At 68.2% G+C, this 26,270-nt stretch carries 30 protein-coding genes; 9 read left to right on the top strand and 21 right to left on the bottom strand.

All coding sequences use genetic code 11. From position 1 onward, the window contains the following. Window positions 1-3: 3 nt before the first annotated feature. From M9945_RS07300 to coxB, 3 genes are all read right to left on the bottom strand, one after another. The gene (locus M9945_RS07300; RefSeq protein WP_367928194.1) at window positions 4-942 is read right to left on the bottom strand and encodes a heme o synthase; all 939 of its coding nucleotides are present in this window, start codon (window positions 940-942) and stop codon (window positions 4-6) included. Between the two features lie 93 nt (window positions 943-1,035). Then, a complete protein-coding gene (ctaD, locus tag M9945_RS07295; protein ID WP_367928195.1) occupies window positions 1,036-2,706 on the bottom strand; it encodes a cytochrome c oxidase subunit I in 1,671 nt (556 codons plus the stop codon). Window positions 2,707-2,727: 21 nt separating this feature from the next. Beyond that, on the bottom strand, window positions 2,728-3,615 hold the full coding sequence (coxB, locus tag M9945_RS07290; protein WP_367943993.1) for a cytochrome c oxidase subunit II: 888 nt from the start codon (window positions 3,613-3,615) through the stop codon (window positions 2,728-2,730). A 344-nt stretch (window positions 3,616-3,959) separates the two neighbouring features. Between coxB and M9945_RS07285 the strand changes: the two genes are divergently transcribed. Both M9945_RS07285 and tldD read left to right on the top strand, forming a co-directional pair. Beyond that, complete coding sequence (locus M9945_RS07285) at window positions 3,960-4,514, top strand: invasion associated locus B family protein (RefSeq protein WP_367928197.1); 555 nt, start codon at window positions 3,960-3,962, stop codon at window positions 4,512-4,514. A 121-nt stretch (window positions 4,515-4,635) separates the two neighbouring features. Beyond that, window positions 4,636-6,051 (top strand): metalloprotease TldD, encoded by a 1,416-nt coding sequence (gene tldD / locus M9945_RS07280; protein ID WP_367943992.1) that lies wholly within the window; start codon window positions 4,636-4,638, stop codon window positions 6,049-6,051. A 9-nt stretch (window positions 6,052-6,060) separates the two neighbouring features. Here tldD and M9945_RS07275 read toward each other — a convergent pair whose 3' ends face one another. Next, on the bottom strand, window positions 6,061-6,549 hold the full coding sequence (locus M9945_RS07275) for an RES family NAD+ phosphorylase (RefSeq protein WP_367943991.1): 489 nt from the start codon (window positions 6,547-6,549) through the stop codon (window positions 6,061-6,063). A 64-nt stretch (window positions 6,550-6,613) separates the two neighbouring features. After that, window positions 6,614-6,985, bottom strand: coding sequence for an antitoxin Xre/MbcA/ParS toxin-binding domain-containing protein (locus M9945_RS07270; RefSeq protein WP_367928200.1), 372 nt, complete (start codon window positions 6,983-6,985; stop codon window positions 6,614-6,616). A 76-nt stretch (window positions 6,986-7,061) separates the two neighbouring features. Here M9945_RS07270 and M9945_RS07265 point away from each other — a divergent pair, with 76 nt between their 5' ends. Beyond that, window positions 7,062-7,781 carry an NAD-dependent deacylase gene (locus M9945_RS07265; protein ID WP_367943990.1) on the top strand — a complete coding sequence of 240 codons (720 nt, stop codon included), beginning with the start codon at window positions 7,062-7,064 and terminating at the stop codon, window positions 7,779-7,781. A gap of 7 nt (window positions 7,782-7,788) precedes the next feature. On the opposite strand, the gene M9945_RS07260 is transcribed toward M9945_RS07265, so the two are convergent. From M9945_RS07260 to aroC, 12 genes are all read right to left on the bottom strand, one after another. Then, window positions 7,789-9,033 carry a class I SAM-dependent RNA methyltransferase gene (locus M9945_RS07260; protein WP_367943989.1) on the bottom strand — a complete coding sequence of 415 codons (1,245 nt, stop codon included), beginning with the start codon at window positions 9,031-9,033 and terminating at the stop codon, window positions 7,789-7,791. Next, on the bottom strand, window positions 9,030-9,800 hold the full coding sequence (locus M9945_RS07255; RefSeq protein ID WP_367928203.1) for a TlyA family RNA methyltransferase: 771 nt from the start codon (window positions 9,798-9,800) through the stop codon (window positions 9,030-9,032). Before M9945_RS07255 ends, M9945_RS07260 begins: the two co-directional genes overlap by 4 nt. A 319-nt stretch (window positions 9,801-10,119) precedes the next feature. Further along, a complete protein-coding gene (locus tag M9945_RS07250; RefSeq protein ID WP_367943988.1) occupies window positions 10,120-10,413 on the bottom strand; it encodes a hypothetical protein in 294 nt (97 codons plus the stop codon). Window positions 10,414-10,759: 346 nt separating this feature from the next. After that, window positions 10,760-12,673, bottom strand: coding sequence for a 1-deoxy-D-xylulose-5-phosphate synthase (gene dxs / locus M9945_RS07245; RefSeq protein WP_367928205.1), 1,914 nt, complete (start codon window positions 12,671-12,673; stop codon window positions 10,760-10,762). An 86-nt stretch (window positions 12,674-12,759) separates the two neighbouring features. Beyond that, window positions 12,760-13,680 (bottom strand): pirin family protein, encoded by a 921-nt coding sequence (locus M9945_RS07240; protein ID WP_367928206.1) that lies wholly within the window; start codon window positions 13,678-13,680, stop codon window positions 12,760-12,762. Between the two features lie 16 nt (window positions 13,681-13,696). After that, entirely contained in the window at window positions 13,697-14,089 is a 393-nt protein-coding gene (locus tag M9945_RS07235) for a type II toxin-antitoxin system VapC family toxin (RefSeq protein ID WP_367943987.1), read from the bottom strand. Beyond that, complete coding sequence (locus M9945_RS07230) at window positions 14,086-14,343, bottom strand: type II toxin-antitoxin system Phd/YefM family antitoxin (protein ID WP_367943986.1); 258 nt, start codon at window positions 14,341-14,343, stop codon at window positions 14,086-14,088. The genes M9945_RS07235 and M9945_RS07230 overlap by 4 nt, the downstream gene beginning before the upstream one ends. A 65-nt stretch (window positions 14,344-14,408) precedes the next feature. After that, window positions 14,409-14,663 carry an exodeoxyribonuclease VII small subunit gene (locus tag M9945_RS07225; protein ID WP_367943985.1) on the bottom strand — a complete coding sequence of 85 codons (255 nt, stop codon included), beginning with the start codon at window positions 14,661-14,663 and terminating at the stop codon, window positions 14,409-14,411. A gap of 6 nt (window positions 14,664-14,669) precedes the next feature. Beyond that, complete coding sequence (locus tag M9945_RS07220) at window positions 14,670-15,599, bottom strand: histone deacetylase family protein (RefSeq protein ID WP_367928210.1); 930 nt, start codon at window positions 15,597-15,599, stop codon at window positions 14,670-14,672. A gap of 72 nt (window positions 15,600-15,671) precedes the next feature. Then, window positions 15,672-16,637: a hypothetical protein gene (locus tag M9945_RS07215; protein WP_367943984.1), complete on the bottom strand. Its 966-nt coding sequence runs from the start codon at window positions 16,635-16,637 to the stop codon at window positions 15,672-15,674. A gap of 53 nt (window positions 16,638-16,690) precedes the next feature. Further along, window positions 16,691-17,791, bottom strand: coding sequence for a 3,4-dihydroxy-2-butanone-4-phosphate synthase (gene ribB / locus M9945_RS07210; RefSeq protein WP_367943983.1), 1,101 nt, complete (start codon window positions 17,789-17,791; stop codon window positions 16,691-16,693). A gap of 91 nt (window positions 17,792-17,882) precedes the next feature. After that, a complete protein-coding gene (gene aroC / locus M9945_RS07205; RefSeq protein ID WP_367943982.1) occupies window positions 17,883-18,989 on the bottom strand; it encodes a chorismate synthase in 1,107 nt (368 codons plus the stop codon). 193 nt (window positions 18,990-19,182) lie between these two features. Between aroC and ppk2 the strand changes: the two genes are divergently transcribed. Beyond that, window positions 19,183-20,079: a polyphosphate kinase 2 gene (gene ppk2, locus M9945_RS07200; RefSeq protein ID WP_367943981.1), complete on the top strand. Its 897-nt coding sequence runs from the start codon at window positions 19,183-19,185 to the stop codon at window positions 20,077-20,079. Window positions 20,080-20,225: 146 nt separating this feature from the next. After that, the gene (locus tag M9945_RS07195; protein WP_367943980.1) at window positions 20,226-20,498 is read left to right on the top strand and encodes a DUF1344 domain-containing protein; all 273 of its coding nucleotides are present in this window, start codon (window positions 20,226-20,228) and stop codon (window positions 20,496-20,498) included. A 3-nt stretch (window positions 20,499-20,501) separates the two neighbouring features. Here the strand turns inward: M9945_RS07195 and M9945_RS07190 are convergent, their stop codons facing one another. The 4 genes from M9945_RS07190 to M9945_RS07175 form a co-directional block, all read right to left on the bottom strand. After that, a complete protein-coding gene (locus M9945_RS07190; protein WP_367943979.1) occupies window positions 20,502-21,092 on the bottom strand; it encodes a histidine phosphatase family protein in 591 nt (196 codons plus the stop codon). Then, window positions 21,089-21,907, bottom strand: coding sequence for an enoyl-ACP reductase FabI (gene fabI, locus M9945_RS07185; RefSeq protein WP_367928217.1), 819 nt, complete (start codon window positions 21,905-21,907; stop codon window positions 21,089-21,091). The genes M9945_RS07190 and fabI overlap by 4 nt, the downstream gene beginning before the upstream one ends. A gap of 88 nt (window positions 21,908-21,995) precedes the next feature. Continuing rightward, window positions 21,996-22,979 carry a DnaJ C-terminal domain-containing protein gene (locus M9945_RS07180; protein ID WP_367943978.1) on the bottom strand — a complete coding sequence of 328 codons (984 nt, stop codon included), beginning with the start codon at window positions 22,977-22,979 and terminating at the stop codon, window positions 21,996-21,998. A gap of 80 nt (window positions 22,980-23,059) precedes the next feature. Further along, a complete protein-coding gene (locus M9945_RS07175) occupies window positions 23,060-23,467 on the bottom strand; it encodes an RT0821/Lpp0805 family surface protein (RefSeq protein ID WP_367928219.1) in 408 nt (135 codons plus the stop codon). A 92-nt stretch (window positions 23,468-23,559) separates the two neighbouring features. Between M9945_RS07175 and pdxH the strand changes: the two genes are divergently transcribed. From pdxH to M9945_RS07155, 4 genes are all read left to right on the top strand, one after another. After that, window positions 23,560-24,174 carry a pyridoxamine 5'-phosphate oxidase gene (gene pdxH / locus M9945_RS07170; protein ID WP_367944789.1) on the top strand — a complete coding sequence of 205 codons (615 nt, stop codon included), beginning with the start codon at window positions 23,560-23,562 and terminating at the stop codon, window positions 24,172-24,174. 6 nt (window positions 24,175-24,180) lie between these two features. Next, window positions 24,181-24,444, top strand: coding sequence for a DUF4258 domain-containing protein (locus tag M9945_RS07165; protein WP_367943977.1), 264 nt, complete (start codon window positions 24,181-24,183; stop codon window positions 24,442-24,444). After that, entirely contained in the window at window positions 24,441-24,635 is a 195-nt protein-coding gene (locus M9945_RS07160) for a DUF2283 domain-containing protein (RefSeq protein ID WP_367928220.1), read from the top strand. Before M9945_RS07165 ends, M9945_RS07160 begins: the two co-directional genes overlap by 4 nt. Window positions 24,636-24,917: 282 nt before the next feature. After that, the gene (locus M9945_RS07155; protein ID WP_367943976.1) at window positions 24,918-26,270 is read left to right on the top strand and encodes an esterase-like activity of phytase family protein; all 1,353 of its coding nucleotides are present in this window, start codon (window positions 24,918-24,920) and stop codon (window positions 26,268-26,270) included.

The following is a 26,270-nucleotide window of genomic DNA, read 5'->3' as shown; positions in this document are numbered from 1 at the left end:
CGCTCACCAGACGCCTCCGATACGGCCGACGATGCCGTCGGCGAGAAGCGCGGCGAAGATGGCGAAGAGATAGAACACCGAATAGGCGAACAGCATCTTCGCCGGACGCATGCCGCGGTCGGCCTCGTCCATGCGCAGCACTTTCCACGCATACCAGACGAAGGCGGCGCCGAGCGCGGCGGCGAACAGCCCGTAGGCGAGGCTGGCGACGCCGATCAGCGTCGGGACGACGGCGATGAAGGCGACGGGGATCGAGTAGGCGAAGATCTGGCGCTTGGTCGAAGCCTCGCCGGCGACGTTGGGCATCATCGGCACGCCGGCGCGCTGGTAGTCGCCGGACTTGAACAGCGCCAGCGCCCAGAAATGCGGCGGCGTCCACAGGAAGATGATGAGGAACTGGACGACGCCGTAGAGGCTGACGTCGCCGGTGACGGCGGCCCAGCCGATCATGGGCGGGAACGCGCCGGCGGCGCCGCCGATGACGATGTTCTGCGGCGTCCAGCGCTTGAGCCACATCGTGTAGACGACGGCGTAGAAGAAGATGGTGAAGGCGAGCAGGCTCGCGGCCAGCCAGTTGGCGACGAGGCCGAGCGTCATCACCGACAGCGCCGACAGGACGAGGCCGAAGGCCAGCGCCTCGCCGGGCGCGACGCGGCCGGACGGGACCGGGCGGTTGACGGTGCGGCTCATCACCGCGTCGATGTCGGCGTCGTACCACATGTTGAGCGCGCCGGACGCGCCCGCGCCGACGGCGATGGCGAGGATCGAGAACACGGCGATGACCGGGTTGACGGGCGCCTGCGCCGTCACCATGCCGACGAAGGCGGTGAAGACGACCAGCGACATGACCCGCGGCTTGAGCAGCGCGAGATAATCGCCGGGCGTGGCTTCCGACACGCGAAGGCCGGCGTCCTCGAACCTGCTTTCCTCAATAAGGGCCATGCGTACCTGATCCGGTCTATCCGTTTGGCCGAAACCGCCAGCCCCGCGAGTAAAGGAGGGCCGGCGGATTCATCGTTGCGGTCGGGAGGCTTCCTACTTGACCTTCGGAAGCTGCTCCCACTGGTGGTAGGGCGGGGGCGACGAAAGCTGCCATTCGAGCGTCGTCGCACCCTCGCCCCACGGGTTGTCGCCCGCCACGCGCTTCCTGGCGAACGCCTCGAAGACGCCGATGAGGAAGATGATCACGCCGAGGGCCGAGAGATACGAGCCCCACGACGACACCAGGTTCCAGCCGGCATAGGCGTCCGGATAGTCGATGTAGCGGCGCGGCATGCCGGCGAGGCCGAGGAAGTGCTGCGGGAAGAAGATCAGGTTGACGCCGATGAACGTCACCCAGAAATGGGTGCGCGCGATGAGCGGCGAGTACATGTAGCCGAACATCTTCGGGAACCAGTAGTACCAGGCGGCGAAGATCGCGAACACCGCGCCCAGCGACAAGACGTAGTGGAAGTGGGCGACCACGTAGTAGGTGTCGTGCAGCGCGCGGTCGAGGCCGGCATTGGCGAGCTGGACGCCGGTGACGCCGCCCACGGTGAACAGGAAGATGAAGCCGATCGCCCACAGCATCGGCGTGCGGAACGAGATCGAGCCGCCCCACATCGTCGCGATCCACGAGAAGATCTTCACGCCGGTCGGCACGGCGATGACCATCGTCGCGAAGACGAAGTAGCGCTGCGCGTCGAGCGAGATGCCGGTCGTGTACATGTGGTGCGCCCACACCACGAAGCCGACGACACCGATGGCGACCATGGCGTAGGCCATGCCGAGATAGCCGAAGACCGGCTTGCGCGAGAAGGTCGAGATGATGTGGCTGACGATGCCGAAGCCCGGCAGGATCAGGATGTACACTTCCGGATGGCCGAAGAACCAGAACAGGTGCTGGAACAGGATCGGGTCGCCGCCGCCCTCGGGCGCGAAGAACGCGGTTCCGAAATTGCGGTCGGTCAGCAGCATGGTGATGCCGCCGGCCAGCACCGGAAGGGTGAGCAGCAGCAGGAAGGCGGTGATGAGCACCGACCAGGCGAAGAGCGGCATCTTGTGCAGCGTCATGCCCGGGGCGCGCATGTTGAAGATGGTGGTGATGAAGTTGATTGCGCCGAGGATCGACGAGGCGCCGGCGATGTGCAGCGAGAGGATGACGAAGTCGACGGCCGGGCCGGGCGACTGGGTCGACAGCGGCGGATAGAGCGTCCAGCCACCGCCCGCGCCGTAGCTGCCGGTGGGGCCGGGCATGAACAGCGAGATCAGCAGCAGGATGAAGGCCGGCGGCAGGAGCCAGAACGAGATGTTGTTCATGCGCGGGAACGCCATGTCCGGCGCGCCGATCATGATCGGCACCATCCAGTTGGCGAAGCCGCCGATCAGCGCCGGCATCACCATGAAGAAGATCATGATCAGCGCGTGCGCGGTGGTGAAGACGTTGAACAGCTGCTTGCCGCCGTCGATCGCCGCCTCGCCCTCGTAGCCGTAGACCATGGCCGCGAGGCCGTGGAAGATCTGGATGCCCGGCTCGGCGAGCTCCCAGCGCATCATCACCGACAGGAAGCCGCCGATGATGCCGGCCATGATCGCGAAGATCAGGTAAAGGGTGCCGATGTCCTTGTGGTTGGTCGAATAGACCCACCGCGTCCAGCCGGTCGGCATGTGGTGGTCGTCGTGGTCATGGGCCGCGTGGGTGTCGTGCTGAGATGCCGAGCCTGCCATTTTCCCGCTCCGTAATGCTTGTTATTGCGCGCTGGCGTTGGGGCCGGCGTCGGCGACGTCGACCGCGCGGCTTGCGAGCGAAGCCACGAGCGCCTTGTTCGCCTCATCGAGATTGGCCTGCGCGGCCGCGCGCCAGGCGTCGTACTGCTCGCGGCTGACGACGCGGATGCCGATGGGCATGAAGGCGTGGTCCTTGCCGCACAGCTCCGAGCACTGGCCGTAATACATGCCTTCGCGCTCGGCCTTGAACCAGGTCTCGTTCAGGCGTCCCGGAACGGCGTCGACCTTGATGCCGAAGGCCGGCATGGCGAAGGCGTGGATGACGTCGCTGGCGGTGACGAGGACGCGCACGGTCGTGTCGACCGGAACGACGATCTCGTTGTCGACGGCGAGAAGGCGCGGATAGGCGGCCCTGTCCTCCTTGCCGGCGTCGGCGCGGTCTTCATCGCGCAGCATGAAGGAGGAGAAGGTCAGCGGCTCCTCGCCGTCCTGATACTCGTATTCCCAGCTCCACTGGACGCCGGTGGCCTTCAGCGTCATGGCCGGCTCTTCCTCGGGATTGTACTGCGCGGTGAGGAGCTGGAAGGAGGGGACGGCGATGAACAGGAGCACGATCACCGGCCCGACGGTCCAGATCACCTCGATCAGCGTGTTGTGGCTGGTGCGCGAGGGGGTCGGGTTGGCGCCGGCACGGTAGCGGATGATGCACCAGGCCAGCAGTATCATGACGAGCAGGGTGATCGGCACGATGAACCAGAGCGTGTACTGCTCGAACCAGCGGATCTCTTCCATGATCGCGGTCGCCGCCGGCTGCAGGCCGAGCTGCCAGGGCTCCGGCTGCGCCGCGAACGCGCTGGCGCCGGCCAGAAGCGGCGAAAGGACGGCCACGCCTGCAAGGAACTTCTTCATCACCCTTGTCATCTCCCCGTCGGAATTTCCTCGGCGAATTTCTTCGCGAAAATCGCAAGCGCACCGCCCCCGCCGGGTGACGAGGGGCGGGCGACTGGCACAATCTCAAACCACAATCTTTGTCGAACCGCAAGGAATGGTTTGAAGGAGGCCGGGGATTGGCCCCGAACTTGCTGCGGCATTTTTGCGCGGGTGCATGAAAATGCCGACTGCGCCTTGATTTCGCTTAACTTGCAGCGAATTTTCCCTCTCCAGAACCTGCCCATGCGTAAGGTCGCCGCACCCCGCGCGCGCGTGCTAGATTTGCGTGATTCGTTACGCCAGCTTTCGAGAGGATGAGTTCCATGACGCTTCGCTGGACCGCGCCGGTGACCGCCCGTTTGGCAGGCTTCGCAGCCGCCTTCGCCGGCGCGCTCGCCCTTTCCGGCCTCGTCGTCACCAGCCTTTTCTCCGGCCCGGCCGCGGCCCAGCAGGGAACGGTCCGCTCGACCCACGGCTCCTGGTCGATCATCTGCGACACGCCCGGCGGCGCGGCGGCCGAGCAGTGCGCGCTGATGCAGAACGTGGTCGCCGAAGACCGGCCCGAGGTCGGGCTTTCGGTGGTCGTGCTGCGCACCGCCGACAACCGCGCCGAGATCCTGCGCGTGCTCGCGCCGCTCGGCGTCCTCCTGCCCAACGGGCTCGGCCTCAACGTCGACGGCAAGGACATCGGCCGCGCCTACTTCGTGCGTTGCTTCCAGGACGGCTGCTATGCCGAGGTGATCCTCGAGCAGCCGCTGCTCGACACGCTGAAGACCGGCGAGGCCGCCACCTTCATCGTCTTCCAGACGCCGGAAGAGGGAATCGGCATCCCCGTCGACCTCGCCGGCTTCTCCGCCGGCTTCGACGCCCTGCCCTGAAGAAAACCGCGCATGCGCGGGTGCAACCCGCACCGCGGGCGCCTATATGACAGGCGCGGCCGGCGAGCGGCCGGGCACGCGCACGGGACGCATCGTGCGGCAGGCATGAAAGGCGGCACCCGTGGCGACAAGGCTTCTCGAACAGTTCGACATCGCGCCGGAAGCGGTGCGCCGGATCGTGGCCGGCGCGCTGGACGGCGCCGACGACGGCGAGCTCTATGTCGAGCATCGCGAGGGCGAGGCGCTGGTCTTCGACGACGGGCGGCTGAAAACCGCCAACTTCAACACCGATCGCGGCTTCGGCTTGCGGGCGGTCGCCGGCGAGGCGGGCGGCTACGCGCATTCGGGCGAGTTCTCCGAGGCGGCGCTGAAGCGGGCTGCGGCGGCCGTCGCGGCGGTCCGGAGCGGCCATGCCGGCCGGCTTGCCGACGCGCCAGCCGGCACCAACCTGAAGCTCTACGGCGAGGAGAACCCGATCGCCGAGCCCGGCTTCGAGGCCAAGGCGGCGCTGCTGCGCGAGATCGACGCCTGGCTGCGGGCGCGCGATCCGCGCGTGCGCCAGGTCACCGCCTCGCTCGCCGCGTCTTGGCAGCAGGTCGAGATCATGCGGGCCGACGGGCGCGTGGCGAGCGACGTGCGCCCGCTGGTGCGCTTCAGCGTCGCGGTCGTCGTCGGCGAGGGCGAGCGGCAGGAAACCGGCTCCTACGGCATGGGCGGGCGCAAGAGTTTCGGCGAATTCCTCGCCGAGGAAACGTGGAAGCACGCCGCGCAGGAGGCGCTCAGGCAGGCGCTGGTCAATCTCGAGGCCGTCCCCGCGCCGGCCGGCACCTTCGACATCGTCCTCGCCTCCGGCTGGCCGGGGGTTATGCTGCACGAGGCGGTCGGCCACGGGCTGGAGGGCGACTTCAACCGCAAGAAGACCTCGGCCTTTTCCGGGCTGATGGGGCAACAGGTGGCGGCGAAGGGCGTGACCGTTGTCGACGACGGCACGATCGCCGAGCGGCGCGGCTCGCTCACCATCGACGACGAGGGAACGGCGACAAACCGCACCGTGCTGATCGAGGACGGCGTCCTCGTCGGCTACATGCAGGACCGGCTGAACGCCCGGCTGATGGGCGTCGCCCCCACCGGCAACGGCCGGCGCGAATCCTACGCCCACGCCCCGATGCCGCGCATGACCAATACCACCATGACCGATGGCGCCCACACGCCGGAGGAAATCATCGCCTCGGTGAAGGACGGCATCTATGCCGTCTCCTTCGGCGGCGGGCAGGTGGACATCACCAGCGGCAAGTTCGTGTTCGGCTGCACCGAGGCCTACAGGATCGAGAACGGCAGGGTGACGCAGCCGATCAAGGGCGCGATGCTGATCGGCAACGGGCCGGACGCGATGCATCGCATCTCGATGATCGGCAACGATTCGAAGCTCGACAACGGCATCGGCATGTGCGGCAAGGCCGGCCAGCAGGTGCCCGTCGGCGTCGGCCAGCCGCACCTGCGCATGGACCGCATGACGGTGGGCGGCACGAAAGCCTGATCCGCGCTTCTACATCCACGAGGCCGGCGATTTCGACAACCTGCCCTCGGGGTCGACGATGTCGAGACGCGGCGCGCCCGGCCTGTTCCACCGCCAAAGCGCGACGCAGGTGCCGCCGGGCGACATGAAGGACCGGTAGACGACGCCGTCATGGCCCGCATCCAGCAGCGTCTCGCGCAGCGCATGCGTCGCCGGCACCCTGCCCTCGTCGAGCGCGGCGCGCCACTCGCAGCGGTGGATGCCGGGATCGAGCCCGAGCCGCGCCAGTTCGGCCTCGTCCGTCAGGTCGGCGAGGCGCGCGCCGGTGAGTTCGAGCCGGGCGATCAGCGCCGGGTGCTGGACGAAGCCCTGATTGTATTCGGCCCATGCGGTGGAGAGCTCGCGGGCGGCGTAGAGGGCCAGCACGCCGACAGGGTTCCAGCGGCCGCCGAAACGCGCCGCGCCCTCGCCGGAGAGAGGCAGATGCGCCCAGCGCGGTACGAAGGCGCGCCACAGCACGACGGGCGCGCCCGCGGTTTCAGTCGCTTCCGAGGCGGGCCCGCTTGATTCAGGCCTCTCGGGGTCAGGCATAGACGCCGGCGCGCACGGCTTCCAGATAGGCGAGCACCTTGTCGGCCTTGCCTTCGCGCACGAGGTCGTAGGCGGTCTTGCCGGCCCAGCCGGGGATGGGCTGGTGCTTGAACCAGATCGCGGCGCGCTCCTGCGAGCCGGCCATCTCGCTGGCCATCGCCAGCACCCGCACCACGGGGCTGAGTGCCGCGTCGACCTTGCGCGCACTGTTGCGCGCCGCCAGCGTGTTGCGGGCGACGCCGATCAGCGCCGCGAGCTCGGTCATCGTCACGCCGAGCAGGTCGGCGACGCGGCGCGGCGACAGGAACGGCGTCCCGCTCTCGCCGAACGTCCCGGCCGAAATTTCCAACGCCATGCTGCTCATGACATTATCCTTGCACAGATTGACGTTTCCGTGCTCAATATGCGCTCAATATCCGAACTTTTCAAGCTGGACCGGCATGCCCTCTCCCTCCTCCATCGTCATCCTCACCGGCGCCGGCATCTCGGTCGAGTCCGGCATCGCCTCGTTCCGCGACCGCGACGGCATCTGGGCGCGGGTCGACTGGCGCGACTATGCGACGCCCGACGCCTTCGCGCGCAACCCGTCGAAGGTCCACGATTTCTACAACCGTCGCCGCGAGAGCGTCGCCGAGGCGAAGCCCAACGCCGCGCACCGGGCGCTGGCGCGGCTGGAGCAGGCGTTCGGCCATGGACTGGAGGGCGAGTTCACGCTGATCACCCAGAACATCGACCATCTGCACGAGGCGGCCGGCTCGCAGAAGCTCGTCCACATGCATGGCGACCTGTTCTCGGCGCTATGCGAGGCCTGCCACCAGCGCTCGCGCTGGCATGGCGACATGACGACCAGCTCGCAATGCCCGGCCTGCTCGACCATCGGCCAGCTGCGGCCGGACGTGGTCTGGTTCGGCGAGATGCCCTATCACATGGACCGCATCTACCGCGCGCTGGGCGCAGCCGACCTGTTCGTCGCCATCGGCACGTCGGGCCACGTCTATCCGGCGGCCGACTTCGTCGAGGAGGCGAAGCACGCCGGCGCGCGCACCATCGAGCTGAATTTGGAACCGTCGGAAACCGCCTCGTCCTTCGACGAGCTCGTCCACGGACGCGCGACCGAGATCGTTCCCGCCTTCGTCGAGGGGCTGCTGGCGAGGGTGTAGGCTCAGTTCAGCGCCGCTTCTTCGGCTTCTCCAGCAGCGCCACGGCTTCCAGATGCGGCGACCACAGGAACTGGTCGACCGGCACCACCCGCTTCAACTGGTAGCCGCCCGCGATCAGGATCGAAAGATCGCGCGCCAGCGTCAGCGGGTTGCACGACACGGCGGCGACGAGGCGCACCTGCGAGCGGGCGATCTGCGCCGCCTGCGCCTCAGCACCCGCACGCGGCGGGTCGAAAACCAGCCCGTCGAACGAGGCGTCGAGCTCCTTGAAGGTCAGCGGCCGCACGAAAAGGTCGCGCTTTTCCACTGTCACCTTCTTCAGCCCCTGCCCGAAGCGGAAAGCGCGGTCGAGCGCGGCGAGCGCGGCCATGTCGCCCTCGACGGCATGGACCTCGCTCTGCCGCGCCAGCCGGAGCGCGAAGGTGCCGATGCCGGCGAAGAGATCGGCGACGCGCTTCGCCTTGCCGAGATGCCCGGCGACGAGGCCGGCCATGGCGCTTTCCGCCTCCGCGACCGCCTGAAGGAACGCGCCCGGCGGCGGCGAAACGGAGAGGTCGCCGACCATGATCGCCGGCTTCTTCGGCTCGATGACGATCTCGCCGTCGACGGTCAGCCGGGCGATGCCGTTGGCGATCGAGAATTCGATCGCCGCCTGCCGCGCCTTGCCTTCCAGCCGTCCGCTGCCTTGCACTGCCACGTCGAGGCCTGAGGCCGTGCGGGTGACGGAGAAGCGGAAGGCGTCATTGGTGCGCGCGACGAGGCCGGCCAGCCGCCGCAACAACGGCAGCGCCGCGACCAGCTCAGGCTCCATCACCGGGCATTCCTCGATGTCGACGATCCGGTGCGACAGCGCCGCGTTGAAGCCGAGGAGGATGCCACCTTCCGTGCGTTTCGCCGTCAGCGCCGCGCGGCGGCGCGAGTGCGGCGGGCAGGAGACGAGCGGATCGACCTCGATGCCGATGCCCTTGGCCCGCAGCGCCTCGACGAGGAGGCTCCGCTTCCAGTCGCGATAGGCGTCGTCCTCGAGATGCTGCATGGCGCAGCCGCCGCAGCTTGTGAAATGGCGGCAGGCCGGCTCGACGCGCAGCGGCGAAGGATCGAGCACGGAAACGAGGTCGGCGCGCTTGGCCCCGAGCGCGACGTTGACGCGCTCGCCCGGCAGCGCGAACGGCACGAAGACCGGGCCATTTTCCGTATCGGCGACGCCGTCGCCCTGCCCGCCCAGCCGTGCGATGTCGAGGATCGCGCTCATCCGTTCCCGTCCTTGATTCCGGCGAGCAGGAACTCGCGGTTGCCGTCGCCGCCTTCGATGGGCGACGGCGTGATGCCGAGCGCGCGCCAGCCAGGCCGCTCGCCGAGCCAGCGGGAAAGATCGGCGGCGATGCGCTCGCCCTCGGCGGGGTCGCGCAGCAGCCCGCCCTTGCCGATGCCTTCGCGGCCGACCTCGAATTGCGGCTTGACCAGAAGGACGCAACGCGCACCGGGCGCGGCGAGGTCGAGCGCGGGCGGCAGGGCAAGCTTCAACGAGATGAAGCTGACGTCGCAGACGACGAAACCGGGCCGCCTGCCGTCGAGATGGCCGGGCGTCAGATCGCGGGCGTTGAGCTTTTCCAGCACGGTGACGCGCGGGTCGGCGGCAAGGGCGGGATCGAGCTGGCCGTGGCCGACATCGAGCGCGACGACATGCGCCGCGCCGCGCGTAAGCAGCACCTGCGTGAAGCCGCCGGTCGAGGCGCCGACATCGAGCGCGAGGATCCCGGCCGGATCGAGACCGAAGGCCTCGAGCCCTGCGATCAGCTTCAGGGCCGCGCGTGAGACGTAAGCGCGCGCCGGATCATCCACGTCGATGGCGGCGTCCGCGCCCGTCGGCTGGCCGGGCCTGGTCACGGGGCGGCCGTCGACGCGCACCGCGCCGCGCGCCACCGCGTCGCGGGCGCGCGAGCGGGTGGGGAACAGCCCGCGCCGGACGAGCAGCTCGTCGAGGCGCAGCCTTTGCGTGGGGGAACCCTGCGTGACCATCCGCCACTCAGTGCGGCAAGCGCGCGGCGATGGCAAGCGCCTTGCAGCGGCGGACGCCATCCGGCCGCAAAATGCTCTATCGCGTGTCGTGCCTTATGTGCCTCATCGGCGCCGCCTGCGCTGCCTGCGCTGCCCCTCATCCCCCTGCCGGGACCTTCTCCCCGTGAACGGGGAGAAGAGAGATGCCGTCCTTGCTTTCGCCAATCGCAAGCGTTGCGAAGGGGATGTGGCGGTGCCGCAGCATTCCTTCCCCCCGTTCACGGGGAGAAGGTGCCCGAAGGGCGGATGAGGGGCAGCGCCGGGCCTGCCTGAATTTGCGCTATAGCTCGGGCGAGACGGCCGATTTGCGCTCGACCGCGATGGCGAGGCCGTCGCGCCACTCGCCCGGCGCGGGCGCGGCCGGCCTTTCCGCCCTCTCCCGCTGCGGCCGGGGCACGGGCTTCAGCAGCAGCGGCCGCTCGTCGGGCGCGAAGCCGCCGCGCAACGAGCCCATCTTCGCCGCAGCGATCTGCGCTGCGGCCTCGTCCAGCTTGCGGTCGTATCGCCCGTCGGCCATGGCTGCGCCGCCCGCCAGCACGGCGGCGGCCAGCATGGCCGGCACATGGATGCGCATTGCCCCTGCTCCATCTCCCTGTGCGAAGGGAGATAGCAAAGCCGGCCTAAGGAAGCCCCAAGCGAAATGGTTAGGAGAGGGTTAGAGCATGTCGCGCCTTATGTGCATCATCGGCGCCGCCGGCGCTGCCCCTCATCCGGCTGCCGCCACCTTCTCCCCGTGAACGGGGAGAAGAGAGCTGCCGCCCCCGCTTTCGCCAATCGCGAGCGCGGCCAGAGAAATTGCGGGCGTTGCGACCACCATTCCGTCTCCCCGTTCACGGGGAGAAGGTGCCCGAAGGGCGGATGAGGGGCGGCGCAAGCGCGTGGTCCTCCGAAGCGGACAGGACGCGACGCGCTTCCGGCGATCAGGCCGAGGCGGCCGACACCGAACGCCCCAGCGCGGAAAAGACCGTGCGCACGATGCCGGCGGCGTCGAGACCGGCGGCGGCATACATCTTTTCCTGCTTGCCGTGGTCGGTGAACGCGTCGGGCAGCACCAGCGGGCGCACCTTGAGGCCGCTCTCCAGCAGCCCCTCATGGGCGAGGAAATGCAGGACGTGGGCAGCGAAGCCGCCGACGGAGCCCTCTTCGACGGTGACGAGCACCTCATGCTCGCGCGCCAGCCACCGCACGAGATCGGCGTCCAGCGGCTTGGCGAAGCGAGCGTCGGCAACGGTGGTCGACAGGCCGGCGGCGTCGAGTTCCTCGGCAGCGACGAGGCAGTCGGCAAGGCGGGTGCCGAGCGACAGCAGCGCGACCTTGGTGCCCTCCTTGACGACGCGGCCGCGGCCGATGGCGAGCGGCTGGCCGCGCTCCGGCATCTCGACGCCGACGCCGTTGCCGCGCGGATAGCGGAACGCAATCGGGCCTTCGTCGTAGTCGGCGGCGGTGCGCACCATGTGGCGCAGCTCCGCCTCGTCGGCAGCCGCCATGACGACGAAATCCGGCAGCGCGGCGAGATAGGCGACGTCGAACGCGCCGCAATGGGTCGGCCCGTCGGCGCCGACATAGCCGGCGCGGTCGATGGGAAAGCGCACGGGCAGCTTCTGGATCGCCACGTCGTGGACGACCTGGTCGTAAGCGCGCTGGAGGAAGGTCGAGTAGATCGCGGCGAACGGCTTCAGCCCTTCCGTCGCCAGCCCGGCGGCGAAGGTGACGGCGTGCTGCTCGGCGATGCCGACATCGAAGACACGGCTGGGAAACGCCTCGCCGAACAGGTCGAGCCCGGTGCCGGAGGGCATGGCGGCGGTGACGGCGACGATGCGCTCGTCCTCCCGCGCCTCGCGGATGAGGCTCTCGGCGAAGACCTTGGTGTAGCTCGGCGCGTTGCCCGGCGCCTTCGCCTGCGCGCCGCTGATCACGTCGAACTTGTTGACGCCGTGATACTTGTCGGCCGCGGCCTCGGCCGGAGCGTAGCCCTTGCCCTTCTGCGTCACGACATGGATCAGCACCGGGCCGTTGCCGTTGTCGCGCACGTTGCGCAGCAGCGGGACGAGGTGCTCGAGATTGTGGCCGTCGATCGGGCCGATGTGGAAGAAGCCGAGCTCCTCGAACATGGTGCCGCCGGTGACGTAGCCGCGCGCATGCTCGACGGCGCGGGTCACGGCGCGGTCGACCCGCTTGCCGAGATAGGAGGTCAGCTTCTTGCCCAGGTCGCGCATCCCGTGATAGGCGCGGCCCGTGCCGAGGCGCGCGAGATAGTGGCTCAGCGCGCCCGTCGGCGGGGCGATGGACATGTCGTTGTCGTTCAGGATGACGATCAGCCGCGCGTCGAGCGCGCCGGCATTGTTCAGCGCCTCGAAGGCCATGCCGGCCGACATCGCCCCGTCGCCGATGATGGCGATGACGTTGTTGGCGCCGCCCTTGAGGTCGCGCGCCACCGCCATGCCGAGCCCGGCCGAGATCGAGGTCGAGGAATGGGCGGTGCCGAACGGGTCGTATTCGCTTTCCGCGCGCTTGGTGAAGCCGGAAAGCCCACCCTCCTGGCGGAGCGTGCGGATGCGCTCGCGCCGTCCGGTCAGGATCTTGTGCGGGTAGGCCTGATGGCCGACATCCCAGATCAGCCGATCCGTGGGCGTGTCGAAGACGTAATGCAGCGCCACCGTCAGCTCGACGACGCCGAGGCCCGCGCCGAGGTGCCCGCCGGTCTGCGAGACGGCGTCGATCATCTCGGCGCGCAATTCGGCGGCGAGCTGCGGCAGTTCGCTTTCGGCGAGGCCGCGCAGGTCTGCCGGGATGCGCACCTTGTCGAGGAGCGGGGTGTGCGGACGTGGGTTCAAGGCTTCTCGCCTGTTCCTTGTCGTTGCGCTTCGCCATCCGAGATAGGCGCATAAGCCGCGAAAGTAAATGCGGCCATCGGGCCCGCCTACCCCGAAGGCAGCGGCACGAACTCCTCCTCGTCGCCCGGCACGATGTCGAAGCGGCCGGTGCGCCATTCCTCCTTGGCCTGCTCGATCCGTTCCCTGGAGGAGGAGACGAAGTTCCACCAGATATAGCGCTTCGAGCCGAGGGAATCGCCGCCGAACAGCATCAGATGCGCGCCGCGCTCGGACGAGACCACGATCTCCGCCCCCGGCTTGAAGGCGATCAGCCGGTCGGACGGGAAGCGGTCGCCGGCAATAGTGACATCGCCTTCGAGCACGTAGATCGCCCGCTCCTCGGCCTCGGCCGGGATTTGCAGGCGCGCGCCCGGCGCGAGCCTCAGGTCGGCGTAGAGCGTGCGCGAGGCGGTGGCGACCGGCGAAGAGAAGCCGTGCAGCGCGCCGATCACCACCCTGCCGGTGATGCCCTCGGCGTCGATGACCGGGAGGTCGGCGCGGGCCGTGTTCTCGAAGGCGGGGGCGATCTCCTCCCTGTCGTCGGGAAGCGCCAGCCATGTCTGGAGGCCGGAGATCGACAGCGGCCCGCCGCGCAGCTCTTCCGGCGAGCGCTCGGAATGGACGATGCCGCGCCCGGCCGTCATCAGGTTCACGTCGCCCGGCTCGATCACCATCTCGGTGCCGAGCGAATCGCGGTGCCTGATCCGGCCGTCGAACAGGTAGGTGACGGTGGACAGGCCGATATGCGGGTGCGGTCGCACGTCGAGCTCCTGCCCGCCGCGCAGGATCGCCGGCCCCATCCGATCGAAGAAGATGAACGGCCCGACCAGCCGCCGCCGCGCCGTCGGCAGCGCGCGGCGGACGGAAAACCCGTCGATGTCGCGGGCGTTGGGAATGATCAGCGTCTCGATGGCGTCGCAGGCGAAGGCGTCGCCGGGTTGCGGATCGTTGCCGGGGAAGAAGCTCATTTCGCCGTGCCTTCCGTCAGGACCATGTCAGCAGGGCGACATCGTAGCGGGAAAGATGCCGATCGTATGTCACGAACTGCATGCCCTCGACGATCGCCTGCGCCAGCATCAGCCGGTCGAATGGGTCGCCGTGATGGAGGGGGAGGCGTTCGACGAAAGCGGCATGCGCGGCGCTCACGTCGAGGAGGGCAAAGCCGGCCGCCTCGAACTCGGCCATGGCCTGATACCCTGAAACGGGCGGCGCGTCCGACCTGCCGAGCGGGTGCTTGATCGCGATCTCCCACACCGCTGCAGCCGAGACGAAAACGTTCGGATACGCTTCCCGGAGGAGGAGATGGATATGCTCGGGAATGCGCTCCGGCGTGTCGATCGCCCAGATCGCTACATGCGTATCGAGCAGCAGCCTCACTTCTCGTCGTCGCCATAGAACATGCGGGCGACCTCGGCGTCCAATGCCTGGAACGCTTCATAGTCGAGAGAGGGATATTTACCGCGCGCCAGCCCGAGCCGCAGCTTCTTCTCCGGCGCAGCGTCGAGCGGGACCAACTTCGCCGCCGGCTTGCCGTTGCGGGCGATGATGATTTCTTTTTCCGCGCCGCTTTCCACGGCCTCGACGAGGCGCGACAGCGAGGTCTTCGCTTCCAGCATGTTCACGGTCGGCATCGTCGCCTCCTTAGCCAAGTCTGGCTAAGATAGGGCTGGAGCGCCCGCGTCGCAAGATATGGCTCCTATTCCGGGTCCAGCGGCTCGGTGCCGGCGGGCTTGCCATCGCGCGAGAGGCGGATCTTCTCGACCTTGTCCTCGGCAGCCTTGAGCAGCTTGCCGCAATGGTCCTTCAGCGCCTCGCCGCGCTCGTAGATGCGGATCGACTGCTCCAGCGGCACATCACCGCGTTCCAGATCGTCGACGATCCGCTCCAGCGCCTCCAGCGCCTGCTCGAAGCTCATGGCCTTGATGTCGTCGTTGACGTTCTCAGCGGACATTTGCGATCATCCCTTCATCAGGCGACGGACATGGGCGGCGACCGAGAAGGCCAACCCGTGCAGGTCGTAGCCGCCTTCGAGCAGGCTGACCAGCCGGTTCTGCGACCATTTGCCGGCACTCTCCATCAGCTTGCCGGTCGCCCAGTCGAAATCGTCCTCGGTCAGGTTCAGCTCGGCCAGCGGGTCGCGGTGATGGGCGTCGAAGCCGGCCGAGACGATGACGAGGTCGGGCCGGAACGCGTCGATCGCCGTGAGGATGCGCGATTGGAACGCCTCGCGGAACTGTGCGCCGCCGTCATTGGCGGCGAGCGGCGCGTTGACGATGTTGTTCGCCACGCCGGTCTCGCCCTTGGCCCCGGTGCCGGGATAGAGCGGCATCTGGTGGGTCGAGCAATAAAGCACGGACGGATCGTCCCAGAAGATGTCCTGCGTGCCGTTGCCGTGGTGGACGTCCCAGTCGACGATGACGACGCGCTCGGCGCCATGCTTCCTTTGCGCATGGCGGGCGGCGATGGCGGCGTTGTTGAAGAAGCAGAAGCCCATCGCCGTCGTCTTCTCGGCGTGGTGGCCGGGCGGGCGCGAGGCGACGAAGACGTTGTCGGCGACGCCCGCGAACACGTCGTCGACGGCGGCGTTGGCGGCGCCGATGGCGGTCAGCGCCGCCTGCCAGCTCATCGGGCTCGCGGTGGTGTCGGCATCGACCCGAGCCAGCCCCTCATGCGGTATGCACTGGCGCACCCGCTCGCGGTGCTGCTCGGGATGGGCGTAGAGGATCGCGGCCTCGTCGCCCTCGGGCGCCTCGCGACGGTCGAGATACTGGAACGCCTCGTCCTCCAGCACGCGCTCGATGGCGCGCAGCCGGTCGGGCCGCTCGGGGTGGCCGGCGGGCGTCAGATGGTCGAGATAGATCGAATGGGAATAGAGCCGGGTGGTCATTCCCCGATATAGGCGCTTTCCGGCCGGTTCGCCAAGCGGCTTCGCGCGCGCCGCCGGCCCGTCAACAGGCCGTCAGGGAGTCTGCCCGGCCGGGCGGCCGCCGAAGGCGCTTGCCGCGCGGTCCTTCAGCTCGCGGAAGTGGCGCGAGGCGTCGGAGAGCTTGCGGTCCCAGTCCGGGTCCGGCACCTGGCCCTCGATGGTGCGGAAATAGACCTGCATCAGCGCGGCGATGGCGAAGGGCTCGAGCAGCGCCGCCTTGATCGCCCAGGCGAAGACGATGGCGAGCGCGAACGACCAGCCGGCGAGCGCGCCGGGCATGAGATAGAGCACTGCGGCGGCAGGCCCGAGCATCAAAAGGAAGATGACGAGGGCGATGAGCCACATGAAAAGCGCGAGCCACACCGCGTTCTTGACCATGCGGCCGCCGTTCTGGGCGTAGAGGACGAGGCCGCGGCGGGCGCCGTCGAACGGATCGTCCGCGCCTTCGCGGATGTTGTAGCCGAGGATGATCTCGTCGACATAGGTCAGCGAGATGCGGATGACCGAATTGGCGAAGCCGGCGGCGGCCTGAAGGCCGGGGATCGGCAGGGCGTTGGCGATGCCGCCGATCAGCCCGGTGACGACGCGCAGCACGCCCTTGATCAGCTGGTCGACGACGAACAGCACGCTCGCCTCGGCGAAGCGCGCCCTGACGAGGCTCGTGGCATAGTCGATCTGCCCCCTGCCCTCCGGCACCTCGCGCCCCTCGACCAGATGGACGATGACGGCGACATGGCCGGCCTTGACGAGATAGAGGATGTATTCGCGCAGCCAGTAGAGCACGGCCGAGACCAGCCCGAAGCCGATGAACCCGCCGAACAGCGCGAACATCCCCGGATCGTCCCAGATACGGCCGAGGCCGTAGCCGACGCCCGCCCCCGTGCCGGTGGCGAGGATATAGGCGAGCGTGATGGCGAAATAGACGACCAGCCGGAGCGCGATGAACGGCCATGTCCGGGCCATGATGCCGAGCGTACGGCCGATGTCGAAATCCCACATGGTGCGCGTCCCCGATTCGGATGCGCCACTTTAGCGGCGAAACTGCCGCAGCGTCAGATGATGTCGGTGGAGACGATCTCGATGCCGAAGCCTTCCAGCCCGACATAGTGCTTCTCGCGCGAGGCGATGAGCTGGATCGAGGAGATGCCGAGGTCGCGCAGGATCTGCGCGCCGAGGCCGATCTCGCGCCACTCGCTCTCGCGCCGCAAGGCCTCCTCATGCGCCTCGTCGCCCAGCGCCGGGCGCTGGCGGCCGGCGCCCTGCCCGACGCCGACGGAGCCCTCGCGCAGATAGACGATGACGCCACGCTGGTTCTGCGCCATGCGGCGCATGATGGTGTCGAGGCGGCTGTCGGGGCCGAACACGTCGGACACGACGTCCTCCGGGTGCAGGCGCACCGGCACGTCGACGCCGTCGCGGATGTCGCCGAAGACGACGACGAAATGCTGCATCGCGTCCCACGGCAGGCGGTAGGTGTAGGCCTTGGCCGGACCCGCCGCGGTCTCGATCTCGGAGCAGGCGACGCGCTGGATCAGCGTTTCCTGGCGCTGGCGATAGGCGATCAGGTCGGCGACCGAGACCTGGCGCAGCCCGTGTTCGTCGGCGAAGGCCTGGACCTGCGGCCCGCGCATCACCGTGCCGTCGTCGTTGACCAGCTCGCAGATGACGCCGACCGGCGGCAGGCCGGCGAGCTTGCACAGGTCGACGGCGGCTTCCGTATGACCGGAGCGCATCAGCACCCCGCCCTCGCGCGCCACCAGCGGGAAGACGTGGCCGGGGCGGACGAAATCAGCCGGGCCGACATTGCCGTTGGCGAGGTTGCGCACGGTCAGCGTCCGGTCCTCGGCCGAGATGCCGGTCGTGGTGCCGTGCCGGAAATCGACGCTGACGGTGAAGGCGGTCGAATGCGGCGCGTCGTTCTCGGCCACCATCGGCGTCAAGTTCAGGCGCCTCGCCTCCTCGCGCGGCATCGGCGCGCAGACGATGCCCGAGGTGTGGCGGACGATGAACGCCATCTTCTCCGGCGTGCAGTGGACGGCGGCGACGATCAGGTCGCCCTCGTTCTCGCGCCCGTCATCGTCCATGACGACGACGATCTCGCCGCGCTCGAAGGCGCGCAGCGCCTCGACGATTCTTTTTTGATCATACGCCATTTTTCTTGCCCGGAATTGAGTGAGTAGAGAGTAGTGAATAGTGAGTAGAGACCTGAACTCTCCCCTCCCACTACTCACTACTCCCTATTCACTACTCACTCATTCTCCCCGTCTGTCCCCGGTGCCGCAGATAATGATCGGCGATGGCGCAGGCAACCATGGCTTCGCCCACCGGCACGGCGCGGATGCCGACGCAGGGGTCGTGCCGGCCCTTGGTGCGGATGTCGACCTCGTTGCCGTCGCGGTCGATGGAGCGGCGCGGCGTCAGGATCGACGAGGTCGGCTTGACCGCGAAGCGCGCCACCACCGGCTGGCCGGTCGATATGCCGCCGAGGATGCCGCCGGCATGGTTGGACAAGAAGATCGGCTTGCCGTCATTGCCGATGCGCATCTCGTCGGCGTTGTCCTCGCCGCGCATGCGCGCGGTCTCGAAGCCTTCGCCGATCTCGACGCCCTTGACCGCGTTGATCGACATGAGGTTGGCGGCGATGTCCTGGTCGAGCTTGCCGTAGACCGGCGCGCCGAGCCCCGCCGGCACGCCCTCGGCGACGATCTCGACAAGCGCGCCGACCGAGGAGCCTTCCTTGCGCACGGCATCGAGATAGTCGGAGAAGACCGGCACCGAGGCCGGATCGGGGGTGAAGAACGGGTTTTCGGCGTCCTCGACGAAGCCCCAGTTCCAGTTGGCGCGGTCGATCCGCTTCTCGCCCATGCCGACCAGCGCGCCGCGCACGACGAGGCCGGGAACGACCTTCCTCGCCAGCGCGCCGGCGGCGACGCGCGCCGCGGTCTCGCGCGCCGAGGAGCGGCCGCCGCCGCGATGGTCGCGCAGGCCGTATTTGACCTCGTAGGCGTAGTCGGCGTGGCCGGGGCGGTACTGACGGGCGATCTCGCCATAGTCCTTGGAGCGCTGGTCGGTGTTCTCGATCAGCATCGAGACCGGCGTGCCGGTCGTCACCAGCGTGACGCCGTCCTCCTCGGTGACGAACCCCGACAGGAGTTTGACTTCGTCGGGCTCGCGCCGCTGGGTGACGAAGCGCGACTGGCCCGGCCGCCTGCGGTCGAGTTCGGCCTGGATCTCGGCGACGGTGAAGCGGATGCCGGGCGGGCAGCCGTCGACCACGCAGCCGAGCGCGGGCCCGTGGCTCTCGCCCCAGGTGGTGACGCGGAACAGATGACCGAAGCTGTTGTGGGACATGGCGTCTGGCCTGCGGGGATGCGTTTCGCCACGCTTCTATTTGCCTTTGGCGGGTGCGTCAAACGACGAGCGCGCTCGCGCCGTGAACGGACCGTCGCGAACGCGCGCCCACGGCTGGACCTCGCGGCGGACGGCCGATAGCATGCCGGCCCGAACGAGCCCCCGCCCGAACGCCCCCGAAGGACCGACGCCGATGAGCGAAGCCAGAACGAAGTTCTCCGACCCGATCAAGCCGATCCGCCTGACGGTCGCGGGCAAGAAGCGGTCTTTCGACATCGACGATCCCGAACTGCCGGGCTGGGTGACGGACAACGAGCTTTCCGCCGGCGGCTATCCCTACGACAAGCGCATGAAGCGCAAGGCCTACGAGAAGCAGCTCGAGCGCCTCCAGATCGAGCTGGTGAAGCTGCAATCCTGGCTGCAGGCGACCGGCGAGCGGGTGATGATCCTGTTCGAGGGGCGGGACGCGGCCGGCAAGGGCGGCACCATCTTCGTCGCCCGCCAGTACATGAACCCGCGCACCGCGCGCAACGTCGCGCTGACCAAGCCGACCGAGACCGAGCGCGGGCAATGGTATTTCCAGCGCTACGTCACCCACTTCCCGACGGCGGGCGAGTTCGTCACCTTCGACCGCTCGTGGTACAACCGCGCCGGCGTCGAGCCGGTGATGGGCTTCTGCACGCCGCAGCAGCACGCGCTCTTCCTCGAGGAGACGCCGAACTTCGAGAAGGGCGTCGTCGCCGACGGCATCAGGCTGTTCAAGTTCTGGCTCGCCATCGGCCAGGAGACGCAGCTGAAGCGCTTCCACGACCGGCGCCACAGCCCGCTGAAGATGTGGAAGTTCTCGCCGATGGACATCGCCGGCATCGAGAAATGGAACGATTACACGAAGGCGCGCGACCTGATGTTCGAGCGCACCCACAGCGAGCATGCGCCGTGGACGGTGGTGCTGGCCAACGACAAGCGGCGGGCGCGGCTTTCCGTCATCCGCCGCCTGCTGTTGTCCATCCCTTATGAGGGAAAGGACATGGAGGTGATCGGCGAGGAAGACGGCGCGGTCATCGCCGCGCCGGACGAGGCTTTCCGCTGAGGGAAAAATGCCGCGGCAAGGCGCCCGCGCCGCAAAGCTGCAAAACTTTTGACATAGTGATCCTGTTTCTGCTTTCGTCTCGCCCGGACGATCGAACATGCTCCGCGACAGGGCGGGGCCAAGGACAAGAGCCAAAGGACAAGGGAATGCACATGCGCACCGTGACAGGGATGCTTTCCGCGCTTCTGGTGGCCGCCGGCCTCATGCTCTCCTCGGGCGCGGCGCTGGCCGCCGACGACGAAGGCAAGATCAGCCGCGTCGACCGCGAGGCGCTGACGATCACGCTCGACAACGGCAACACCTACAAGCTGTCGGGCGAGTTCGACGTCGAGGCGCTTCAGGAAGGCGTCGAGGTCGTGCTGGCCTACGACACGGTCGGCGGCGAGAAGCTCGTCACCGATCTCGTCATCTACGAATAGACCTTACAGCCATTCCAGCCGCCCGCCCACCAGCCGCAGGATACGGTCCTGCGGGATGGGCAGCATGACGGCCTCATTCGGCTCCATCGCGCCGGCGAGACTGAAGACGGCGCGCATGACGCCGCCATGGGTGACGCAGACCGTGTCGCGCGCGACGCCCTCCAGCCACGGCCGCACCCGCGCGGTGAGCCCGGCATAGCTTTCCGCGCCCTCGCCCGGCGGCACGAACGCCCATTTGTCGGCCTGGCGGCGCGCGAAGCAGCCGGGATCGACCGCTTCCAGCTCGGGGAAGGTGTGGCCCTGCCAGTCGCCGAAATTGACCTCGACGAGGCACGGATCGGTGCGGTAGCCGGCGGGGTCCAGCCCCATGGCGGCGCGCAGCCGCTCCATGGTCTCGCGCGTCCTCCGCATCGGGCTGGCGACGAAGTCGAACCCGGCCGGATCGGCGATCAGCCCGGCCAGCGCGCGGCCGTTGGCGCTCGCCTGCGCGCAGCCCTTCTCGTTCAGGTCGGTGTCGGCCTGCCCCTGAAGCCGGGCCTCGGCATTCCAGTCCGTCTCGCCGTGGCGGACGAAATAGACGGTTGGGCCAGTCATTCCTTGACGGTGGTTATGTCCGGCGCGTCGACCGCCTTCATGCCGACGACGTGGTAGCCGGCATCGACATGGTGCACCTCGCCGGTGACGCCGCGCGACAGGTCGGAAAGGAGGTAGAGTCCCGAGCCGCCGACCTCCTCGATGGAGACGGTCTTCTTCAGCGGCGCGTTGTATTCGTTCCACTTGAGGATGTAGCGGAAATCGCCGATGCCGGAGGCGGCGAGCGTCTTGATCGGGCCGGCGGAAATGGCGTTGACGCGGATGCCCTTGCCGCCCAGATCGACGGCGAGGTAGCGCACGCTGGCCTCCAGCGCCGCCTTGGCCACGCCCATGACGTTGTAGTGCGGCATCACCTTCTCGGCGCCGTAATAGGTCAGCGTCAGCAGCGAGGCGTTGTCGGCGAGCATCGCCTCGGCGCGCTTGGCCACCGCGGTGAACGAGTAGACGGAAATGTCCATCGTGCGCAGGAAGTTGTCGCGCGTCGTGTCGACATAGCGGCCGTCGAGCTCCTCCTTGTCGGAGAAGGCGATGGCGTGGACGAGGAAGTCGAGCTTGCCCCACTTCTTCTCCAGCCCGGCGAACACGGCGTCGACGCTCTGCATGTCGGTGACGTCGCAGTCGCCGGCGACATGTGCGCCCAGCTCGGCGGCCAGCGGCTCGACGCGCTTGCGGAAGGCGTCGCCCTGATAGGTCAGCGCCAGCTCCGCGCCCTGATCGGCGCACGCCTTCGCGATGCCCCAGGCGATCGACCTGTTGTTGGCGATGCCCATGATGAGGCCGCGCTTGCCTGCCAGAAGACCGTTTCCTGCCGCCATGTGTGGTTACTCCGCATTCATCCCCGCCGCCTGCCCTATCGCACAGGCGCATTGCCGCTTCAAGGCACAAGGCGGTGGGCGGCGGGCTTCAGGCGCCGGCCGCCCGGGCCTTGCGCATCAGCGCCTCGAGCTCCTGGTCGCCGCCCTCCGGCAGCATGATGCGCACATGGGCGTAGAGGTCGCCGTGGCCGCCGGACTTGAGCGGCAACCCCTTGCCCTTGAGCCGCAACTTGCGGTCCGAGCTCGACCAGGCGGGAATGGCGACCGCGAGCCGCCCCGAGGGCGTCTCGACGGGCACCTTGGCGCCGAGGACGGCGTCGGCAAGCGGCACCGGAACGTCGACGTGAAGGTCGCGCCCCTCGACACGGTAGAGCGGATGCGGCCGCAGGCGGATTTTGACCAGCGCGTCGCCCGGCTGGCCGCCGAAGGGCGAGGGCTGGCCCTGCCCCTTGAGGCGAATCGTCTGCCCGTCCTCAACGAAGGCCGGCAGCTTGATGCCGACCTTGCGCCCGTCGGGAAACAGCGCCGTCACCTTGGCGGCCTGCGCCATGTCCTCGACCGTGACGTCGAGCGCGACGTTCAAATCCGCGCCGGCCGGCGGGGCCGACCGGCTGCCGGCGGGACCGCCGCCCATGCCACCGCCCATGCCACCACCGGGGCCGCGTCGGAACGACTGGCCGAACAGCTCGCTGAAGATGTCGCCGGCGTCGAACCCCTCGCCGTCCGTGCCGGAGGTGCGGAACTCGAAATGCGCGCCGCCCGGCCCGGCCCGGCCGCCCGCGCCCTGGGCGCGGCGGAACGCGGCGAAGGGATCGCCGCCGGCTCCGCCTTCGAAGCCGGTGAAGCGCTGCTTGCCGGATGCGTCGATCTCGCCGCGGTCGAACTGGCCGCGCTTGTCGTCGTCGCCGACGATCTCATAGGCTTGGTTGACCTCGGCGAAGCGGTCCTTGGCCTTGGGGTCGTCCGGATTCTGGTCCGGATGGTATTTCTTGGCGAGCTTGCGGAACGCGGACTTGATGTCCTTCGCCGATGCGTTCTTCGCAACGCCCAACACGTCATAGGGATCGCGCATCTGTGCCGCCTGCCGGAAAGGGATTCGTGGTGTTGCAGTCTATATGCGCCCACCTAGGAAGAAATTCCAGTGCGGCGGCGCTATTCGACGCGATCGAAGGCGGTCATGGTCCAGATTCGCGCCGAGCCGAGGCAGGCCTCGCCGCGATAGAGGTGGACGCCCTCGTAGCTCTCGCGCGAGGCGGTGAAGCGGCGGCACAGCCTGCCCTCGTCCTTGCGCTCGATGATCTGGTTGATCGCGCCGCGCGAGCCGGTCCCGGCATTGGCCCAGCCGAGCCCCTCGGTGCCGACCTCGTCGACGATGGCCGAGGACACCGCGTTGCGGATCGTCTCCTCGTCGGAGGCGACGACCGGGCCGTTCAGCGCGTCGGCCGGCCCCGGCCGCACCGAGCCCGTCAGCACGGAACGGTCCGGCACGGCGCTCTCGAGCGAGAAGCCGGCCGTGCCGCACGCGGCCAGCGGCAGCACGGCGGCAAGGCCGAGCCACACGAAAACAAGCCTGTCCCACGCAGCGAATGCTTGCGTCCGACGCGCCAATCGGCAATCTCCCCGTCGATGCCAAAGCATGCAAGGGGTCCATGATGACGGATACAGGGTTAACGGACGGTGACTTCACCGAAAGCGGGGAGCCCTACGCGCTGTTCGCGCGCTGGCTGGAGGACGCCAAGGCCTCGGAGCCGAACGACCCCAACGCCGTCGCGCTGGCCACCGTCGACCGCGACGGCATGCCGAACGTGCGCATGGTGCTGCTCAAGGATTTCGACGAGCACGGCTTCATCTTCTACACCAATTACGAGAGCGCGAAGGGCCGCGAGGTGCTGGGCGCGATGAAGGCGGCGCTGTGCTTCCACTGGAAGAGCCTGCGCCGGCAGGTGCGCGTGCGCGGCCCGGTCGAGACGGTGAGCGACGCGGAGGCCGACGCCTATTTCGCCTCGCGCCCGCGCGGCAGCCGCATCGGCGCATGGGCCTCGAAGCAGTCGCGCCCGCTCGAAAGCCGCTTCGCGCTGGAAAAGGCGGTTGCCGAATACACCGCCCGCCACGCCATCGGCGAGATCCCGCGCCCGCCCTACTGGTCCGGCTTCCGCATCCGGCCAGCCTCGATCGAGTTCTGGCACGACCGCCCCTTCCGCCTGCACGACCGGGTCGTGTTCACGACCGACGGCGGCGGCTGGAAGAAGACGCGGCTCTATCCGTGAGGGGCCATGGTCCAGCGACGCAAGCCGCTCGTCTATACGAAACATGCAGGCGACGCCGTCCGCGAGCGTGAACTGAAGCGCGAGTGGATCGAGGCGACCGTTCATTTTCCCGAATGGGAAGAAGCAGACCCCCGCCAGCCCATCCAGCGTCGCTATCGCACGATCACGGCGCACGGCGACCGCATCCTGCGGGTCGTCTGCTTGGAAACCGACGCCGAAATCCGTATATTGACGGCGTTCTTCGACCGCGGAGCCAGAAGACAGCCATGAAGCCGTCCGTCACATACGATGCGCAGGCCAACGCGGCCTATATCCGCTTCTCCGATCTCAAGGTGCTCGAAAGCGAGGAAGTCTCGCCCGGCGTCGTGTTCGACTATGACGCCGAGGGACGGCTGGTGGCGATAGAGCTGCTCGACGCCAAGGCCCAGCTTCCGCCGGAGCTTCTGGCCGAAGCGGCATAGCCCCCGATGGCGGCGATGACCGAAGGGATCGAGGCGACGGCGCGGCGGGAACCATCGCCTTCCGCAACCTCTATTTCGTCAGCTTCGCCGGAGGCGAGCCGCGGATCTTCGCCTGGATCACGCCGGACGAGGCGCAGGCGATGAAGGACCACGGGCTGGCCTGAAGTCCCCCTTCCCCTACAAGAGGACGCTCGCAGAACTGTCATCGTCGCGTCGGGCGGCTGTCATCGAGCGCGCTTAAGTCAGGTCCGGTCTCCATCAACCTCATGGAAGGCCAGACACATGATCCGCCATCTTCTCGCTTCCGCCGCCCTCCTTGCCCTCGCCGTGCCGGCCGGGGCGGAGCAGGTCTTCACTGCCACCCTCGCCGGCCACGCCTATCTGCCGGCCTTCACCCTCGTCGCGCCGCCGGCCGACGCGCCGCGCGACGCGTGGGTGTCCGGCAAGTTCACCCGCCCCCAGCGCAACGAAAGGCCGATGAGCGTCATGGGCGATGTCGGCGCGGCCTATGGCGGGCACAAGACCGGCATCTCGCTGCCGTTCCTCGGCCAGCCGGTGCAGGGCATGTCGGGCTTCGCCATGAACCGCGCCGAGGACGGCAGCGTCTTCACGCTCACCGACAACGGCTTCGGCTCCAAGGTCAACAGCCCCGACGCGATGCTGTTCTTCCACCGCATGAAGCCGGATTTCGAGACCGGCGCGGTCGAGCGCATCGAAACCGTGTTCCTGCGCGATCCCGACCGCAAGGTGCCGTTCCGCATCGCCTATGAGGGGACGGAGAGCCGCTACCTGACCGGCGCCGACTTCGACCCCGAGAGCATCCAGTATCTCGACGGCGAGATCTGGATCGGCGACGAGTTCGGCCCCTTCATCATCCGCGCCACCGCGGACGGGCGCGTACTTTCCGTCCACCAGACCATGCTCGACGGCAAGGCGCTGCGCGGGCCGGACACGCCGGGCGTCGTCGTTCCAGCCGCCGCCGGCAAGGATTTCACGGTCCAGCGCTCGGGCGGCTACGAGGGCATGGCGCTCCAGCCGGGCACGAACCTCCTCTGGGGCATGCTGGAAAAGCCGCTGCTGGGCGAGGACGGCAAGCCGGAAGGCGCGTTCCTGCGCATCGTCACCTTCGACACCGGCAAGGCCGAATGGACCGGCGACAGCTACAGGTTCCAGCTCGCCGAGGGCGCGGCGGCAATCGGCGACTTCAACTTCATCGACGAGACGCGGGCGCTGGTGATCGAGCGCGACAATGGCGAGGGCGACATCAGCCTCGAATGCACGGGCGAGGACAAGTCGGCCTGCTACCCGCTGCCGGCGAAGGTGAAGAGCATCGTGCTGGTCGATACCGCCGGCGTCGACGCCGACGGCTTCATCAGGCGGATCGGCACCATCGACCTGCTCGACATCGCCGACCCCGACGGCAAGGCGCGCCTGACGACGCAGTCGAACCGCGACCTTTCCGGCACGTTCACCTTCCCGTTCTTCACCATCGAGGACGTGATGCGCGTCGACGACACCCACATTATGGTCGCCAACGACAACAACCTGCCCTTCTCGGGCGGGCGCGAGATCGGCAAGGCCGCGAACAATGAGTTCATCCTGCTCGAGGTCGCCGATTTCCTCGCCGTGAAGTAG

This window comes from Aquamicrobium sp. (genome assembly GCF_023954335.1).
Classification (GTDB): Bacteria; Pseudomonadota; Alphaproteobacteria; order Rhizobiales; family Rhizobiaceae; genus Aerobium.
This window is presented reverse-complemented; position numbering and strand designations above follow the sequence as displayed.

Coding starts and splice junctions, on each gene's coding strand:
- M9945_RS07285 (WP_367928197.1), top strand. CDS start 3,960: ATGACGCTTCGCTGGACCGCGCCGGTGACCGCCCGTTTGGCAGGCTTC.
- M9945_RS07260 (WP_367943989.1), bottom strand. CDS start 9,033: ATGAGCGCGATCCTCGACATCGCACGGCTGGGCGGGCAGGGCGACGGC.
- M9945_RS07265 (WP_367943990.1), top strand. CDS start 7,062: ATGCCCTCTCCCTCCTCCATCGTCATCCTCACCGGCGCCGGCATCTCG.
- M9945_RS07300 (WP_367928194.1), bottom strand. CDS start 942: ATGGCCCTTATTGAGGAAAGCAGGTTCGAGGACGCCGGCCTTCGCGTG.
- ppk2 (WP_367943981.1), top strand. CDS start 19,183: ATGAGCGAAGCCAGAACGAAGTTCTCCGACCCGATCAAGCCGATCCGC.
- M9945_RS07250 (WP_367943988.1), bottom strand. CDS start 10,413: ATGCGCATCCATGTGCCGGCCATGCTGGCCGCCGCCGTGCTGGCGGGC.
- M9945_RS07220 (WP_367928210.1), bottom strand. CDS start 15,599: ATGACCACCCGGCTCTATTCCCATTCGATCTATCTCGACCATCTGACG.
- M9945_RS07215 (WP_367943984.1), bottom strand. CDS start 16,637: ATGTGGGATTTCGACATCGGCCGTACGCTCGGCATCATGGCCCGGACA.
- M9945_RS07270 (WP_367928200.1), bottom strand. CDS start 6,985: ATGAGCAGCATGGCGTTGGAAATTTCGGCCGGGACGTTCGGCGAGAGC.
- M9945_RS07225 (WP_367943985.1), bottom strand. CDS start 14,663: ATGTCCGCTGAGAACGTCAACGACGACATCAAGGCCATGAGCTTCGAG.
- pdxH (WP_367944789.1), top strand. CDS start 23,560: ATGACGGATACAGGGTTAACGGACGGTGACTTCACCGAAAGCGGGGAG.
- M9945_RS07165 (WP_367943977.1), top strand. CDS start 24,181: ATGGTCCAGCGACGCAAGCCGCTCGTCTATACGAAACATGCAGGCGAC.
- coxB (WP_367943993.1), bottom strand. CDS start 3,615: ATGAAGAAGTTCCTTGCAGGCGTGGCCGTCCTTTCGCCGCTTCTGGCC.
- M9945_RS07180 (WP_367943978.1), bottom strand. CDS start 22,979: ATGCGCGATCCCTATGACGTGTTGGGCGTTGCGAAGAACGCATCGGCG.
- fabI (WP_367928217.1), bottom strand. CDS start 21,907: ATGGCGGCAGGAAACGGTCTTCTGGCAGGCAAGCGCGGCCTCATCATG.
- M9945_RS07195 (WP_367943980.1), top strand. CDS start 20,226: ATGCACATGCGCACCGTGACAGGGATGCTTTCCGCGCTTCTGGTGGCC.
- ctaD (WP_367928195.1), bottom strand. CDS start 2,706: ATGGCAGGCTCGGCATCTCAGCACGACACCCACGCGGCCCATGACCAC.
- M9945_RS07255 (WP_367928203.1), bottom strand. CDS start 9,800: ATGGTCACGCAGGGTTCCCCCACGCAAAGGCTGCGCCTCGACGAGCTG.
- M9945_RS07190 (WP_367943979.1), bottom strand. CDS start 21,092: ATGACTGGCCCAACCGTCTATTTCGTCCGCCACGGCGAGACGGACTGG.
- ribB (WP_367943983.1), bottom strand. CDS start 17,791: ATGGCGTATGATCAAAAAAGAATCGTCGAGGCGCTGCGCGCCTTCGAG.
- aroC (WP_367943982.1), bottom strand. CDS start 18,989: ATGTCCCACAACAGCTTCGGTCATCTGTTCCGCGTCACCACCTGGGGC.
- M9945_RS07155 (WP_367943976.1), top strand. CDS start 24,918: ATGATCCGCCATCTTCTCGCTTCCGCCGCCCTCCTTGCCCTCGCCGTG.
- M9945_RS07230 (WP_367943986.1), bottom strand. CDS start 14,343: ATGCCGACCGTGAACATGCTGGAAGCGAAGACCTCGCTGTCGCGCCTC.
- M9945_RS07160 (WP_367928220.1), top strand. CDS start 24,441: ATGAAGCCGTCCGTCACATACGATGCGCAGGCCAACGCGGCCTATATC.
- M9945_RS07240 (WP_367928206.1), bottom strand. CDS start 13,680: ATGAGCTTCTTCCCCGGCAACGATCCGCAACCCGGCGACGCCTTCGCC.